Raw genomic sequence first — 16067 nt, forward strand, 5'->3', positions numbered from 1 at the left:
TTATTTTTTAGCGTTTTTTTGTTGTTCTGCTTGCTCCATCATTTCTTGCATCTTTCGAGCAAATTTACCTTGTTTCTTAGGTTTTTTCTTGTTTGCCTGAATCTTAGCATGAATCTTTTCTTCATCTACAATTACATACTTAATTACTAACATAATACCAATGGTAATAAGGTTAGATGTGAAGTAATACAATGATAATCCACTCGCATAATTGTTGAAGAATATCAACATCATTAAAGGAGATAGATACATTAAGAATTTCATGTTAGGCATTCCTGGCTGCTGAGCGTTTTGCATATTCTGCCCCGTGGTCATCATCATATAAACAAAGATGGCAATAGATGCAAGTATAGGGAACAAACTAACGTGATCTCCGTAAAAAGGTATGTTGAATGGAAGTTGAGCAATAGTATCATAACTAGAAAGGTCATCTGCCCATAAGAATCCTTTCTGTCTTAATTGAAAAGCACTTGGGAAAAACTGAAATAATGCATAGAAGACTGGGATCTGCATTAAAGCCGGTAAACAACCGCTTAACGGACTCGCACCTGCCTTACTTTGCAACTTCATTGTTTCTTGTTGCTTTTTCATTGGGTTATCCTTGTACTTTTCATTGATTTCATTGATCTCTGGGCGAAGGATCTTCATTTTTGCCTGAGATAAATAAGATTTATAAGTTACAGGAGATAATACCAATCTTACTACTATGGTCATAACAATGATTGCAATACCATAACTTGGTAGAAATCCAGATAAGAACGCAAAGAACGGTATGAATATATTTTTGTTGATCCATCCAAATATTCCCCATCCTAAAGGAACAACTTCATCTAAATTACGGTCATAATCATTTAAGATCTTATAATCTGTAGGGCCATAATACCAATTCATGTTATAATTAAGCTCACCACCTTTTAAGGCTAGAGGTACAGAAGAACTAAATTCTTTGGTATAAACGGTATCAATATCTTCATCTTCAACTAGATCTTTAGATATAAAATCTGCTCTTTCAAATGGAGTGTCTGTTAAAAGAATAGAGGAGAAGAAGTGTTGTTTATAAGCAATGTAGGTTACATCTTCTGCATCTTCTTCGTCTAGCTTACCTTTTCCAACATCGCTATCGTCGCCATCATTATGCTCATAAGACAATTCTGTATATCTGTTTTCATAAGGAATACTTTTACTATGTCTATATCCTTTTAGCTTCCAGTCCATAACAATTTGAGACGAACCATTAATAACCCCATTTAAACCTTGAGATCTAACTGTAAAGTCCATCATGTATTCTCCCGGCTTTAGTACATATCTGTATTCTAAAAATTCATCTGGAGAAACCTTTAACTTCATTGATATCACCTTATTCTCACCACTTTGAGTAAATGTAGGCTCAAAGTACATGTCTTGGGTGTTAATTACTTTCCCATCTCTCGTTGTAAAATTGATATTGAAAGAAGCATTACCATCTTTTATAGTGTAAACAGGAATAGAATCATAGGTTTTAAATTTAACCAACCTTGCTTCAGAAATATATCCACCTTTGTTATCAATCTTCAACTCTAAAACATCATTAGAGATGGTGGTAGTATTATTGGTTGCAGATGCTAAAGATGAGGAATATCCAAATTCTCCCAGTTTTTTACGAGAAGCAGCTACTGCTGCAGAATCTTGAGGCGTGTTATTGCTAATATCATTTTGTTCAAAATCCTTATTAGCAGGAGCATCTATTTGCTCTGTCGCTATTTTTGGATTTTCCTCTGTGTTATCTTCAAAGGAGTTGTTATACAACATCCATAATAAAATTGCACCAATCAGTAAAAATCCTATTAGGGATTGTACGTCAAACTTTTTTTCTTCCATGTTATAAAATAAATATGCTATTGCAAACAGCTTGCTTGCTGTGAATTACGTAGTCAAAAAAATGACCATTTAGTTACTTTGTGTCACTTTGGCATTCTTTTTTAGAGTAGAATACTCTAATGCCGCCTTAATAAAGGCTATAAAAAGTGGGTGTGGAGTAGCTACAGTACTCTTATATTCTGGATGGTATTGCACTCCAATAAACCAAGGATGGTCTTCTAGTTCTACAATTTCTACCAATCCAGTTTCCGGATTTATACCGGTACTTTTTAAGCCGGCTTTTTCTAATTCTGGTTGGTACTTATTATTGTACTCGTAGCGGTGTCTATGTCTTTCATTAATAGTATTCTGACCGTAGATCTCTCTAACCTTAGAACCTTCAGATAAATCACAAGCCCATGCACCTAACCTCATAGTACCTCCTTTATGAGTAACAGATTTCTGCTCCTCCATAATATCAATAACAGGATGTTTGGTTTCCGGATCCATTTCTGCTGAATTCGCATTTTTAAGCTGAAGAACATTACGGGCAAATTCTATTACTGCCATTTGCATTCCAAGGCAAATTCCGAAGAAAGGAATATTATTTTCTCTTGCATATCTTACAGCATCGATCTTTCCTTCAATACCACGTTCTCCAAATCCTGGTGCCACCAAAATTCCATCCAAATGAGCAATCTTATTTTTGATGGTATTTTCATTGATGAACTCTGAGTGAATGCTTTCTACATTCACCTTTACCTCATTCTCGGCACCGGCATGAATAAAAGCTTCCAGTATAGATTTATAAGAATCTTGTAATTCTACATATTTTCCTATCAGCCCTATTGTGATCTCAGATTTTGGATTTTTATGTCTATCTAAGAAATTATTCCAGTGTTCTAAATTAGGCGTAGTATCGTCTGGTAAATTAAGTTTTTTGAGAACAACAGTATCTAAACCTTCTTCTAGCATTAAGTTTGGCACATCATAAATGGTAGAAGCATCTATAGACTGAATTACCGCTTCTTGTCTTACATTACAGAAAATTGCAAGCTTTCTTCTGATGTCATCAGAAAGTTCATGTTCTGTTCTACAAACAAGAATATCAGCTTTAATTCCACTTTCCATTAATGTTTTTACACTGTGCTGGGTAGGTTTTGTTTTTAATTCTCCTGCTGCAGCTAGATATGGCACTAAAGTGAGGTGAATTACCAGCGCATTCTCATCGCCTAATTCCCATTTTAGTTGTCTTACAGCCTCTATATAAGGAAGAGATTCTATGTCTCCAACAGTACCACCTATTTCTGTAATAACGATGTCAAAATCACCACTTTTTCCTAAGATCTGAACACGTTCTTTAATCTCGTTGGTAATATGAGGGACTACCTGTACCGTTTTACCTAAAAATTCTCCGCGTCTTTCTTTTTCTATTACGCTTTGATAAATCCTTCCGGTAGTAACATTATTTGCCTGAGAAGTATTAACATTTAAAAATCGTTCGTAATGACCGAGATCGAGATCTGTTTCTGCACCATCTTCTGTTACATAACATTCTCCATGTTCATAAGGATTTAAAGTACCAGGATCTACATTGATGTAAGGATCTAATTTCTGAATCGTGGTTCTAAATCCACGCGCCTGTAATAATTTTGCTAAAGATGCAGCTATAATTCCCTTTCCTAAGGAAGAAGAAACCCCACCGGTAACAAAAATATACTTGGTTTCGCCCATTTTTGAAGTGTTTATTGTGTTGTTGATTCAGGGCGCTAAATTACAAAGAAGAAAATAAAAATACTTGTAAAATCAAAGTGAATATTACTGAGAGTAAATGCTTGATCTACAGAAAGGAAGTTGTTAGTATTTAGGGTATTTTGATCTTATGTTGCGAAGGATTTGTTCCATACCATTCACTTTAAGTTCTGTTACTTGTAATAATTGATCTCCTAATTTACCTTTAGGAAAGCCTTTTTGACGGAACCAGATTAGATAGAATTCAGGAAGTTCAGACAAATATCTGTCCTTGTATTTTCCAAAATACATCTTTGCATGGGCAAGTTCAATTAAAGCGCGATGATCTGGTTTTACTTCCATTAATAAGATTGTACAGGTAATTTTTGTTTATAGTGAAGTACAAAGATGGGTAGAAAGTTTGGAGAATTTCAACTTGCTAAAAGGTTTTATGATATAATCTATAACACATGGATAATCTTTTGCTTTTAAAACGTCTAACTCACTTGTACTAGAAGTTAAAATAACAATCTTAGGAAAGCGATTACTTCTTTTGAGATTATCTAAAAATTCCCAACCAGTCATTTCAGGCATATTTAGATCCAGAAAGATAAATGGGTCTTGATCTATTTCCAATTCTTCTAACGCTATTAGAGGATTGGTAAATTCTTTGATTTTTGAAGTGATCCCTTCAACCTCAAGTAATTTTCTAGTAATAAAATTGGTTATTGGCTGATCGTCTACCAGGTATATAGAATTCATGTTCTTTCGGCTTTTAATTCAGATAATTCATTAGTGGCCATGTTAATTACATCTTGTAAGACATGATCCATTTCTTCTGCAGATTTCTCTAATTTAGGTATTACTTCTGTTCTTATTTGTTGATCATCAAAAACATCAAATAACTGAATTAAGCCCTGAATCCTCGAAAGAGGCTCTCTTACATTATGAGCATTTATAGCAGAAATATGCAATAACTTTTTATTCTTCTCTACAATTTCCTTAGTTCTATCTTCTATGATCTGTTGTTGATTCTCAACGATCTTTTGAATTTGATCATTTTTTTCCTGAATGGTGTTCAATGCTTTGGTTAGAGATTTATTCTTTATTGCTAGAAGTCGAGACAGATAGATCTCATGAAATTTAGCTTCAAAACAATCTACAACTAGTTTTAGAATATCTACATCACCGGTATTAAACGGTTTATTCTTATCAGAAATAAGGGTTATCGCAATTTTCCGTTCATTTTTCTTAAAGAGCCATCCCCAAAGAGAAGGCTCTATGAGTTGATTTGATTCCATATACTCATCTATCCATTCATGCGGGATATCTTTTGTTAATAAGGGAATCTCATTTTCTAAAAGATCTTTTTCATGATTTAAGATTTGCGTTTGCTCTTTTAAATCATAAATCACCTGATTTCCAGCTATGCTAAAGAATAGATATTTATCATCTTCCTGTATAGATAATCTTATAATATGAAAATTTAAAAGATATTTAAGATGCGTACGAGATATCTCACCAACTTCTTTCAAACTGGTGCATCTACTTATGTTATTAGCAAATTTTGAATAAGCCTCATAAGTAATCCTGTAGAGTTGAGAGGTATTGTTTGTTATTGAAGCCATTAGGAGTTAGTCTAATGTCTCCAATAGCTCATTATCTATCTTAATTCCAGATACATCTGCAATAGTATTAAGCATGTTTACAAGATCTGCCTGAGCCATAAGCTCTTGAATTTCAGTGTTGCTAAATCCGGCATTTTCTAATTCTTGAAAATCCTCATTGCTTATATTTTTATGGTCTAAAGCAGCTTTAGTAACTACATTTACAGCAGTTCTATAACTAACTGGCATAGATGGAGAATTTAAACTTTCTGTAGCTTTAAACCCATCCTCTTCACTAATCATCGCACTCATGCTGTCTGCAAAGATTCCGTGAGCATGGGAGCAATAATTGCAACCGCGTTCTTTAGAAACATTGTATATAATTAATTGTTTAAGAACGTTAGGAACTTCCCCTTCCATTAGGGTATTTTTCAATTTTCCCCAATTTCCTTTTAGAAGTGTGGCATTATCACCTTGGCATTTAAACCAGTTTAGAACGAAGGGAAGTTGTAAGGTTTTTTTAGTATCATCATAAATTGCTTGAACGGCAGGGCTTGCTTCGTCATAAGAAATCATGGGATATCGGGAGGAGTTATTCATCATAAGTAGGAATTTTTATAATTTGGGTAGGCTTTAAGATACAAAATGAACAAGCAAAATAAGAGTTTATATTTTAATTTTCAGAGAAGTAAGCGAATTTTTTGAGATTATTTTAACATAGGTATAAGTGATCCTAAGAATTGGATAATCAAAACTTAAAGTGCTAATTTTGCCAAATAGCTATTTTCATGATAAAGAATTTTCAATTAAGAACAAGTCCGGAGATTGCGGCAACCCAGGAATTGCTTCATATAGAAGTTGCTAAACAGGCTCGTCTAAACTCTAAAGACATTACCCATGTTGAAATTCTTAAAAGATCAATAGATGCTAGGCAACAGAGTGTAAAGATAAATCTGAAGGTAGATATTTATATCAATGAAGTATATGATGGTAAAGTAATACCACTTCCAGAGTATCCTGAAGTTTCTAAAGAAAATCCGGTTTACATTATTGGAGCAGGTCCCGCAGGATTATTTGCAGCACTCAGAGTTATAGAATTAGGCAAAAAACCAATTATATTAGAGCGAGGGAAAGATGTAAGAACAAGGAGAAGAGATCTTAAAGCTTTGAATATAGAACACGTGGTAGATGAAGATTCTAATTATTGTTTTGGAGAAGGTGGTGCAGGAACCTATAGTGATGGAAAGTTATATACAAGATCTAAAAAGCGTGGAGACGTAAATAGGATCTTAGAATTGCTTGTAGGTTTTGGAGCCACATCTGATATTTTGGTAGATGCGCATCCCCACATTGGGACTAATAAATTGCCGGCCATCATTGCAGATATTAGAGAAAAGATCATAGAACATGGAGGAGAAGTTCTTTTTGAAACCCGAGTAACAGATCTAATTGTTGATAATAAAGAGATTCAAGGTATTAAAACTGCAAAAGGAGATCATTTTAAAACGAATCATGTAATTCTTGCTACTGGTCATTCTGCCAGAGATATGTTTGAATTATTAGAGCGAAAAGCAATTAAGATAGAGGCAAAGCCTTTTGCCTTAGGAGTGAGAGTAGAGCATCCTCAGCAATTAATAGATAAAATTCAATACAACTGCGATTATAGGGGAGAATTTTTACCTCCCTCTCCATATAGTATTGTAAAGCAAATTAATGGTAGAGGAATGTACTCATTTTGTATGTGTCCGGGTGGTGTTATTGCACCTTGTGCCACCAGTCCGGGAGAAGTAGTAACCAATGGGTGGTCTCCAAGTAAAAGAGATCAACCTACTGCAAATTCTGGTATTGTGGTAGAATTAAAATTATCAGATTTTACAAAATATGGTAATTCTCCATTAGCCGGAATGTACTTTCAGCAGGAAATAGAACAAACTGCATGGAGCGTAGGGGGAGAAACTCAAAGGGTTCCTGCGCAACGGTTAACCGATTTTGTAGAGGGAAAAGTTTCTAACTCATTACCAGAAACTTCTTATAAGCCGGGGACTACTTCTGCAGATCTAAGAACCGTCTTTCCAGAATTTATTCATCAGATTCTAAGATCTGGTTTTAAGGAGTTCGGAAAATCTATGAAAGGTTATATGACAGAAGAAGCCATTATTCATGCTCCAGAATCTAGAACCTCATCTCCGGTTAGAATTCCTAGAGATTATAATACCTTACAACACGTAGAGATAAAAGGGCTTTATCCATGCGGGGAAGGAGCAGGATATGCCGGTGGAATTATTTCTGCGGCCATAGATGGAGAAAAGTGTGCAGAACGATGTGTAATGACAATTTCATCATAATCTAATGTAGATTTTAAAGGTTAAAAAATTGGTAATTTGTGGTTTATCCTTAAAGGATTTTCCATTTTTGCTATGTTTAATACTTACCAAAAAAATAAATCATGGCAATAATAGGTTCATTAATAAAAGGGTTGATTGATCTTGGAGATAAGATCATTTCAGATCCAAACGCTACCGAAGCACAACAAGATGTATTAAAATCATTATTAGAGAAAGCTAAAGACACCGCCTTTGGTAAGCATTATGACTTTGAAGCGATCTTAGAATCTGAAGACATAGCAAAAACATTTGCTGAAAAAGTGCCTTATTTTGACTATAACAAAATTAATGAGCAGTGGTGGAGTAAGATGCATGAGGGAGAAGAGGATGTAACCTGGCCGGGAAAACCTCCGTACTTTGCATTAAGCTCTGGAACTACAGGAAAAACAAGCAAAAGAATTCCGGTAACCACAGATATGGTAGATGCTATTAGGCAATCTGGTATTAAGCAAGTAAGTGCACTAAGTAACTTTGATCTACCTTCAGATTTCTTTGAAAAAGAGATCATGATGTTAGGAAGTTCTACAGATCTACAAACAGAAGGAGACCATCAGGAAGGAGAAATAAGTGGAATATCTGCCAGTAACATTCCTTTTTGGTTTAGAAGTTTTTATAAGCCGGGAGTAGAGATTGCAAAAATTGATGAATGGGATGAACGCGTTCAGAAGATCGCAGAGAATGCCAAAAATTGGGATATTGGAGCTTTATCCGGAATTCCTTCGTGGATGGAACTTATGATGAAAAAAGTTATTGAATACCATGGAGTTAACAACATTCATGATATTTGGCCAAACTTACAAGTATATACTTCCGGAGGTGTAGCCTTCGAGCCATATTCAAAAAGTTTCAATGCCTTATTAGATCATCCAATTGTGGTTATAGATACCTATCTGGCTTCAGAAGGATTTCTAGCATATCAGCAAAGACCTGATACACATTCTATGAAATTGGTATTGGATAATGGAATTTATTTTGAATTTGTTCCATTTAAAGCAGAATACGTAAATGAAGATGGTTCTATAACAGATAATGCCCCGGTGATCTCTATTTCCGAAGTAAAAGAAGAAGAAGATTATATACTTTTAATTAGTACGGTTTCTGGTGCATGGAGATATTTGATTGGGGATACTATAAAATTTACAGATATAGAGAAGCATGAGATCAAGATCACAGGAAGAACTAAATTTTTCCTAAACGTAGTTGGATCTCAGCTTTCTGTAAATAAAATGAATGATGCTGTACAGGAACTGGAAGAAAAATTTGATATGGAAATTCCAGAATTTACCTTATCTGCTAAGAGGATCGATGGAGAATTCTATCACTCTTGGTATCTGGGAACAAACTCTGATAAAGACGAAAAGGATCTTGCAGAATTTCTGGATAATGCCTTGATGAATGCTAATAAGAATTATAAGGTTGCACGTTCTAAAGCTTTAAAAGGAGTAAAGGTTAAAACCATTTCTCCAGATCTTTTTTACGCATGGAACGGCGCTAACAAGAAAAAAGGTGGGCAGGTAAAAATGGAACGTGTTATGAACGAAGAGAAATTTGCAGAATGGGAAGCCTTTATAGCTAAACAATAGCTATAAAGGGTTATTCCTTAATTTCTTCAACGATCTCTAAGATCTCTTCAGGAGAAAGGTAAAGTCTTTTAATCCTTTCTCTATACTCTTCAGATAATCCAGCATGGCTAAGAATAAAGTCTTTTGTGGCAAGTATATAATCTGCCATTCCGTGATTTACTGCATAAGTATCTGCAGCTCTTTCAGCATTCATTAGAAACTTTTTAGAAGTGATATAACTCATTCCAAAAGTGATAAGATTAAAGCCGCTTCTATTTTTATAATCAATAATATGACCTAATTCGTGTCCTATCCAACCCACGAGAACATCAGAAGGAATATCTGTTACCTCAATTTCTTCACCATCTATAATAAAATTCTTTCCAATAAGAATATAATATTTTCTCTTGCTCTTTTTCTTGAACAAACTTGAAAATCCAGGTTGAGCTTGCATAAAAGACTTTTTAATATTGTCTTTAAATCTAATCTCTATCTGGGTATCCTTCAATTCCGGATAAAAAGATAGCGCTTTTAAAGCTTCATCTGATATGGTTTTGGGAATAGTTTTGTTGGTATAATGTAAACTGTCTGTAACTTTCATAGAAGTAGTAGATCCAAAAATGTTCGAATTAATAAATAGAAATGCCATTACTAATACCAAAGTTATATAATGGTTCATTGAACGGGCAATTTGAAATGTAAGATTTTTAATAATTTTTGTTTTGAATAAAATTGCAATTATGATACCGTTCTTGAAATATATAAACAAAAAAAAGCCTTACACAATGTGTAAGGCTAAAACTTTCATAAGTATAGTAACTATATAAACTAAGCCTAAGCTTGTTTCACGTTTACTGCATTTAATCCTTTTCTTCCTTCTTCTAGATCAAATGTAACTTCGTCATTTTCTCTAATTTCATCAACAAGACCATTTGCATGTACAAAATATTCTTTGTTTGATTCTTCGTCTGTAATAAATCCAAATCCTTTAGAGTCGTTAAAGAATTTCACAGTTCCTTTATTCATTATATATAAATTTAATTTGGACAAATATACACGTTTTTTGAAAACAATGCATCATTTCTATCATTTATTTTAGAATATTTTAATAGACATAGTTTTCTATTGAAATATTTTAAATTGATATGGGTGAAATATCTATGTTTATTGCCAATTCTTTAATTAAAAAGCCCCCATTGGTATGGAGGCCTTTAAACATATACTTTAAAATTGAATTATTCTGAAGTCAATATTTTTTGCAGTCTGTTCTGAAGATCTGTATCAGATTGTAAAGCTATACCTATCTCCTTATATCTTTCTATTGTAAAACCTGCATCTTTTACCAGATTTTCCATTTCGTCTTGAAAATCTTTTTGAGCATCTTCAAGATCTTCTACTGCATCTTCATATTTTTTTATGTCTTCTTTGCTTGCAGTAGGCTCTGTATTGGTCATTTTGGCCTGGTGAATTGCATTAAATGTATTCACATCCATTTCACGTTCGCTCAGTTTTTCTATTACCTTAGATTGCATTTTCTGACTTTCTTGTTGCATATCATTAAAAGTAGCGGCGAACTTTGCTAATTCTGCATCATCTACATTAATTGCAGATTGCTGCTCAACTTTAGGCGTTACATCTTGGGCAAAGCCTGTTGCACCAGTAAATAGTCCAAATGTCAGGGCTATATAACTTATTTTTGATTTAATTAAATTCAACATGATCTCTTATTTTATTTGTTAATAGGTGGCGCAAGCTAAAGGATTTTAAGCGTGTGAAGCTAAAATTTACGTTAAATCATAATTTAATCTGCAATTAGGAAAAATTTATCAAATAATTGGAGATCCTTTAACCATAAGAGATGAGCAATTTATCTAGTTTGGCTCTCTGTAAATAACCTAACACTAACTTTTTAATATGGTTGCTATTTTCTCCATATTAGAATCGACAATTATGTAATTGATGCGTAAAAAATTCCATACTCAAATTGTTCTCCCGGCCTTTTCCTTTTTAATGATATTAGGGGTTTCTTGCAATAGGAACAATTCCGAAGTTACCAAAGATGTTGAGCAACGATCTAAATCCTTAGATACTATATATACAGAGAAAGAACCAGAGCCTGAACCAGAACTAATTGTAAACTATAGTATAGATTCTCTTGCCACAGCAGTACTTGTAGATAGTTTTAAAACCAAGTATGATGATCATCAAAAAGCAATAATTTATGCTCTTAATAGGATAGATGCTTCTAGAGTTAGACCAAAGACAAATCTAGTTATTCCAGATACATTACTTGCAGATCTAAATTCTTATGCTCCATTTCCAAAGAACCTAGATATTTTGAATTCTATACCTAAAACCGTTCTTATAGCACAGAGAATACAGGCTTTTGCATTATTTGAAAATGGAAAATTAGTAAAATGGGGGCCTATAAGTTCTGGAAAGAGAAAGACACCAACTCCAAACGGACTTCACTATGGGAATTATAAAGCCAAGCAAAAGATAAGCACCGTTAATGATGCGTGGAAATTACCTTATTATTTCAATTTTATGAATTTTGAGGGAGTAGGAGTACATCAGTATTCTTTACCAGGATATCCTGCAAGCCATGCATGTGTTAGATTATATATGGACGATGCGCAATATATTTATGATTGGGCCAAGCAATGGGAATTAAACCCTACTGGGCAAAAGGTAGTAAAAAAAGGTACTCCTTTTATGGTCTTTGGTACGTATGATTATAAGAGTGATGCCCCATGGAGACAGTTAGCAAATGATAGATTGAATAACGATCTTATAGATGAAGAAATTGCTACTCTAAAAGATTATGCCTCTCAATATGACGATTATATTAAAACGACGCAACCTAGTGATGACTTGGATAAAGAACTTTCTCTAAGCGAAGGAACTGTGGTTACCTATAACTAAAACTATATTTATTAAATAATAGAAAAAGGTTCGTATTAGATACGAACCTTTTTTTTATTTCTAGTTTTTAAGTAGCCCTAATTCTTTAATAGTTCTTAGTACACCATTTTGATTATTATCGAAGTTCGTGACATAATTACTGGCGCTTTTTATTTCAGGATGCGCATTTTTCATAGCATAGCTAAATTTCGCATTCTGCATCATTTCTAGATCATTAAGATAATCTCCAAAAACAAGAGTTTCTTCAGGGGTTATATTCATTTCTTCTTGAATCCCTTTAATGGCATTTCCTTTATTTGCAGTTAAGGTGGTTATATCTATAAAAACGCTTGCAGCAATTGCTACCTTAAAATCATCTTTGTATTCCTTAAAATGGTGGAAGGTGTTTTCTTCAACTCCTTTAAAATTACACAAGGTCACTTTCAAAACAGTATCATCTACCTTGGTAAGATCATCCACGATCTTCAAACGCTCGTAATATTTATTAATCTCCTTATAAAAACTATCATCCTGAGTCTCTATATATGCAGAGTTCTTTCCGCAAAGTACCAGTTGGGTATGCTCTAAGGTTCTTCCAATTTTAATGAACTTATTGGCATCATCTCTTTTTAAAGGATTCAGATAAACTTCTTTGCCTTTATAGACCACATACGTTCCGTTTTCTGCAAAGAATAACATCCTGTCCTTTATCCTTTCAAATTTACTTTCAAGGTTATAGAATTGTCTTCCGCTTGCTACAGAAAACATAATTCCTTTCTTTGTTAGCGCTTCTTCAATTTCCCAAAAATCTGGATGTATTTGATGCTCATCATTAAGCAACGTTCCATCCATATCTGTGACGATCAATTTTATCATACTATGTTTTAAAAAAGGGCAAAGATAAGTTATATCAAGGCAGATAAAGTTAAGATTGTATCAATTCTAAGTGTCGAATGGTCGGTCATCCAATGTCATAAAAAAAGCACCTCAAAATAAATTGAAGTGCTTTTGTTTTAAAATATAGTATCGATTAGAATAGAATAGCGTCTACTAAGGCTCCTACCAGTGCTAGAATAACGGCTAACCATATAGAGGTAACAAAACCAATTGTTTTAAAATCTTTGCTTAATTGATCTGCAAGCTCTATAATTATAGCATATACTACAACTCTTATTATAAACCCTAAACCTAAGAAATAGAAAATTCCTAAAGTGGCAATATTGAGAACAACTGTAAGGATCCAGCTTAGAAAGAAGCTCAGAATACCAATTAATAGCGCCACGATAAGAGCGGTTTTAAAACCTTTAAGGTGAACTTTAGTCATCATCTTAGCTGCGCCTAAAAGAACTAGAGCATCAATAACAATATGAAGTATCCATTGTAACATATATTAATTTTTTTTTGGTTAGTTAATCTAAAGTAATAAAATTCCAGCAATTGTTAATCATATGCTGTTGCTGGCTAAATTCGCTTTTTGAGTGTTGTGGGCTTCGCATTAATAACCAGTTCCCAAATAGCTTTGATATTAGCAAGTTTCTCTCTAAATATAATTTGCTGAGTTGCTTTATAATCTTGGGGCTTTGCCGCAAACCCTTTGTAATTTAAACCAAGATGTTTTGCTATAAAAAGAGATCTTGGCAGATGAAAACTTTGAGTTATTACTATAGCGCTATCCATATCAAACAAAGCTTTAGATCTATACATGCTATCATAAGTATCCAAACCAGCATGGTCTAAAGTTATTTTATTTTGTGGTACCCCTTTGCCAAGGAGATAGTTTTTCATAGAATTTACTTCATCATAATCATCTGTAGTATGATCTCCACTTAAAAGAAAATTTTCAACCTTACCAGATTCATATAAAAGATAGGAAGTATCTACACGATCTTTTAAAATTGGAGATAATTTTCCGTCAGAGTGTACGCTGGCACCTAAAACAATAGCGGTCGTGGTTTCAGGAATATCTTGCATATTCTTAATAAGCATTGAGGAGGTATCTTTTTTTATGTATGCGTGAATACCAAATATTACCAGCATTGCTAATACTCCACCAAGAAAGAGCATAAAAAGGATCTTTTTCAATCTTCTCATATTCTGAATTAAATATCCTGACTTTTGGCCGAATATAGCTATTTATATTGGTTGATAGGTTTAATTTATCAATTAACGCCGAGCTTCTTTCTTACATTGCTTAACTTTGAAGAAATATTAAATCTGAAGGTTTATGCCTAATATAAAAGCTTTAAAATGGCGCTATGCTACAAAAAAATTTGATTCTGAAAAGATCTTACCAAAAGATAAGATAGATACGTTAAAGCATGCTTTTAATCTTACGGCAACTTCTTATGGCCTACAGCCGTTAAAATTGCTGGTAATTCAAAATAAAGAGCTACAAAAAGAGCTTAAGGAATTTTCATATAATCAAAATCAGGTAGATACCGCATCTCATTTATTGGTTATTTGTATAGAAAGCCAGATAAGTACAGAATTTATAGAGAATTATTTTAAAAGAGTGAAACATGTTCGAGAAACTCCAGAAGAGATCTTAAACCCATTTAAGGATTTTCTAGTTAAGGACTTTAAAGAAAAAACGAAAGAGGAGATCAACGCCTGGGCTATCAATCAGGCATATTTAACGCTTGGTACCATGCTTACAGTGTGTGCAACAGAAGAAATAGATTCTTGCCCGATGGAAGGCTTTATACCTGAAAAATACGATGAGTTATTGAGGCTGAAAGAACATAATCTTCATTCTGTACTGGTATTGCCGGTGGGGTATAGATCACTAGATGATGCATTTTCAGGTTTTAAAAAAGTACGTCGCCCATTGGACGACGTAATTATAGAATTTTAAACCTGAATGTTTAAAAGGTTTATATAGTATTATTAATAGTTCACATATTCTGTGATCTCCAAACCATACCCAATCATACCAACACGTTTGGTTTGTTGGGTATTTGATAATAATTTGATCTTATGAATATTAAGATCGTGCAGGATTTGAGCTCCAATCCCAAAATCTTTGTTATCCATAATTACAGGAGGAGCCTTCATTTCACCCTGTTTTTGTCTTTCTTTAAGTTCTCCTAATCTATTAAGTAGGTTAAGAGATTGACTGGGCGGATTTATAAAAACAATGGCGCCACGGCCTTCATCATTAACAGCCTTAAACATATCATCCAGTTTCTTATCTGCATTATTTGTAAGCGTACCAAGAATGTCATTATTGATAAGTGTAGAATTAACTCTTACCAAAATTTCTTCTGAAGCACTCCAACTTCCTTTAGTTAAAGCAATATGAACCTGATTGTTGGTGGTTTGATGATAGGCGCGTAATCTATAGTTTCCAAATCTGGTCTCTATATTAAAATCTTCTTTTTTCTCTATTAAAGAATCATGTTGCATTCTATAAGCTACAAGGTCTTCTATAGATACCAATTTAAGATCGAACTTTTCAGCAACTTCCACCAGTTGAGGTAGACGTGCCATAGTTCCATCTTCGTTCATTATCTCTACAATTACCCCTGCTGGTTGAAAACCGGCCAATCTTGCAAAATCTATAGCTGCTTCTGTATGTCCTGTTCTTCTTAGTACTCCACCTTCTTTTGCTTTTAGCGGGAAAATATGCCCTGGGCGACTAAGGTCATGCGGTTTGGTTGTAGGATCTACAAGCGCTTTTATCGTTTTGGCTCTGTCTCCCGCAGAAATTCCGGTGGTAACACCTTTACCTTTTAAATCTATAGAAATTGTAAAGGCTGTTTCCATAGGATCTGTGTTATTGCCTACCATCATTTCTAGCTTAAGAGCTGTGCAATGTTCTTCGGTAATTGGAGTACAGATAAGTCCTCTCCCATGGGTAGCCATGAAGTTGATCATCTCGGGAGTTACCATCTCGGCAGCTGCCAAAAAATCTCCTTCGTTTTCACGATCTACATCGTCTACAACAATAATCACTTTTCCATTTCGAATATCCTCAATGGCTTCTTGAATAGTATGTAATTTGATCTTATTTTGATTTTCAACAGTATCGGGCATAGCAATAT

The 16067-nt window shown here is 34.0% G+C and carries 17 protein-coding genes; 4 read left to right on the forward strand and 13 right to left on the reverse strand.

Going from position 1 to position 16067, the window contains the following annotated elements; all coding sequences use genetic code 11:
- From yidC to BLT84_RS10305, 6 genes are all read right to left on the reverse strand, one after another.
- A complete protein-coding gene (gene yidC / locus BLT84_RS10280) occupies window positions 1-1857 on the reverse strand; it encodes a membrane protein insertase YidC (protein ID WP_091265322.1) in 1857 nt (618 codons plus the stop codon).
- A gap of 69 nt (window positions 1858-1926) precedes the next feature.
- The gene (locus BLT84_RS10285; protein ID WP_091265326.1) at window positions 1927-3570 is read right to left on the reverse strand and encodes a CTP synthase; all 1644 of its coding nucleotides are present in this window, start codon (window positions 3568-3570) and stop codon (window positions 1927-1929) included.
- Between the two features lie 123 nt (window positions 3571-3693).
- A complete protein-coding gene (locus tag BLT84_RS10290; protein WP_091265329.1) occupies window positions 3694-3930 on the reverse strand; it encodes a DUF3820 family protein in 237 nt (78 codons plus the stop codon).
- Window positions 3931-3957: 27 nt separating this feature from the next.
- Window positions 3958-4329, reverse strand: coding sequence for a response regulator (locus tag BLT84_RS10295; protein WP_034891274.1), 372 nt, complete (start codon window positions 4327-4329; stop codon window positions 3958-3960).
- Window positions 4326-5195 carry a histidine kinase gene (locus BLT84_RS10300; protein ID WP_172822451.1) on the reverse strand — a complete coding sequence of 290 codons (870 nt, stop codon included), beginning with the start codon at window positions 5193-5195 and terminating at the stop codon, window positions 4326-4328. The genes BLT84_RS10295 and BLT84_RS10300 overlap by 4 nt, the downstream gene beginning before the upstream one ends.
- Before the next feature lie 6 nt (window positions 5196-5201).
- Window positions 5202-5777 carry a carboxymuconolactone decarboxylase family protein gene (locus tag BLT84_RS10305; protein WP_091265332.1) on the reverse strand — a complete coding sequence of 192 codons (576 nt, stop codon included), beginning with the start codon at window positions 5775-5777 and terminating at the stop codon, window positions 5202-5204.
- A gap of 185 nt (window positions 5778-5962) precedes the next feature.
- On the opposite strand from BLT84_RS10305, the gene BLT84_RS10310 reads away from it, so the two are divergent.
- Both BLT84_RS10310 and BLT84_RS10315 read left to right on the forward strand, forming a co-directional pair.
- The gene (locus BLT84_RS10310) at window positions 5963-7519 is read left to right on the forward strand and encodes an NAD(P)/FAD-dependent oxidoreductase (RefSeq protein ID WP_091265335.1); all 1557 of its coding nucleotides are present in this window, start codon (window positions 5963-5965) and stop codon (window positions 7517-7519) included.
- 101 nt (window positions 7520-7620) lie between these two features.
- The gene (locus BLT84_RS10315) at window positions 7621-9141 is read left to right on the forward strand and encodes a GH3 auxin-responsive promoter family protein (protein WP_034891287.1); all 1521 of its coding nucleotides are present in this window, start codon (window positions 7621-7623) and stop codon (window positions 9139-9141) included.
- Between the two features lie 10 nt (window positions 9142-9151).
- Here the strand turns inward: BLT84_RS10315 and BLT84_RS10320 are convergent, their stop codons facing one another.
- From BLT84_RS10320 to BLT84_RS10330, 3 genes are all read right to left on the reverse strand, one after another.
- Entirely contained in the window at window positions 9152-9799 is a 648-nt protein-coding gene (locus BLT84_RS10320; protein WP_231929290.1) for a hypothetical protein, read from the reverse strand.
- A 155-nt stretch (window positions 9800-9954) separates the two neighbouring features.
- The gene (locus BLT84_RS10325) at window positions 9955-10146 is read right to left on the reverse strand and encodes a cold-shock protein (protein ID WP_006990139.1); all 192 of its coding nucleotides are present in this window, start codon (window positions 10144-10146) and stop codon (window positions 9955-9957) included.
- A 209-nt stretch (window positions 10147-10355) separates the two neighbouring features.
- Window positions 10356-10838 carry a DUF4168 domain-containing protein gene (locus BLT84_RS10330; protein WP_091265337.1) on the reverse strand — a complete coding sequence of 161 codons (483 nt, stop codon included), beginning with the start codon at window positions 10836-10838 and terminating at the stop codon, window positions 10356-10358.
- Window positions 10839-11079: 241 nt separating this feature from the next.
- On the opposite strand from BLT84_RS10330, the gene BLT84_RS10335 reads away from it, so the two are divergent.
- Window positions 11080-12045: a L,D-transpeptidase gene (locus tag BLT84_RS10335; protein ID WP_091265339.1), complete on the forward strand. Its 966-nt coding sequence runs from the start codon at window positions 11080-11082 to the stop codon at window positions 12043-12045.
- 60 nt (window positions 12046-12105) lie between these two features.
- Here BLT84_RS10335 and BLT84_RS10340 read toward each other — a convergent pair whose 3' ends face one another.
- The 3 genes from BLT84_RS10340 to BLT84_RS10350 all read right to left on the reverse strand — a co-directional run bounded on the left by BLT84_RS10340 (window position 12106) and on the right by BLT84_RS10350 (window position 14115).
- A complete protein-coding gene (locus BLT84_RS10340; protein WP_034891294.1) occupies window positions 12106-12900 on the reverse strand; it encodes an HAD family hydrolase in 795 nt (264 codons plus the stop codon).
- Between the two features lie 154 nt (window positions 12901-13054).
- A complete protein-coding gene (locus BLT84_RS10345) occupies window positions 13055-13411 on the reverse strand; it encodes a phage holin family protein (protein WP_034891297.1) in 357 nt (118 codons plus the stop codon).
- Between the two features lie 74 nt (window positions 13412-13485).
- Complete coding sequence (locus tag BLT84_RS10350; RefSeq protein ID WP_091265341.1) at window positions 13486-14115, reverse strand: vancomycin high temperature exclusion protein; 630 nt, start codon at window positions 14113-14115, stop codon at window positions 13486-13488.
- A gap of 133 nt (window positions 14116-14248) precedes the next feature.
- On the opposite strand from BLT84_RS10350, the gene BLT84_RS10355 reads away from it, so the two are divergent.
- Window positions 14249-14878, forward strand: a complete 630-nt coding sequence (locus BLT84_RS10355) for an NAD(P)H-dependent oxidoreductase (RefSeq protein WP_034891303.1) — start codon at window positions 14249-14251, stop codon at window positions 14876-14878.
- A 32-nt stretch (window positions 14879-14910) separates the two neighbouring features.
- Here BLT84_RS10355 and ribB read toward each other — a convergent pair whose 3' ends face one another.
- Entirely contained in the window at window positions 14911-16059 is a 1149-nt protein-coding gene (gene ribB / locus BLT84_RS10360; RefSeq protein WP_034891307.1) for a 3,4-dihydroxy-2-butanone-4-phosphate synthase, read from the reverse strand.
- Window positions 16060-16067: the final 8 nt, after the last annotated feature.

This window comes from Gillisia sp. Hel1_33_143 (assembly GCF_900104765.1).
GTDB lineage: Bacteria > Bacteroidota > Bacteroidia > Flavobacteriales > Flavobacteriaceae > Gillisia.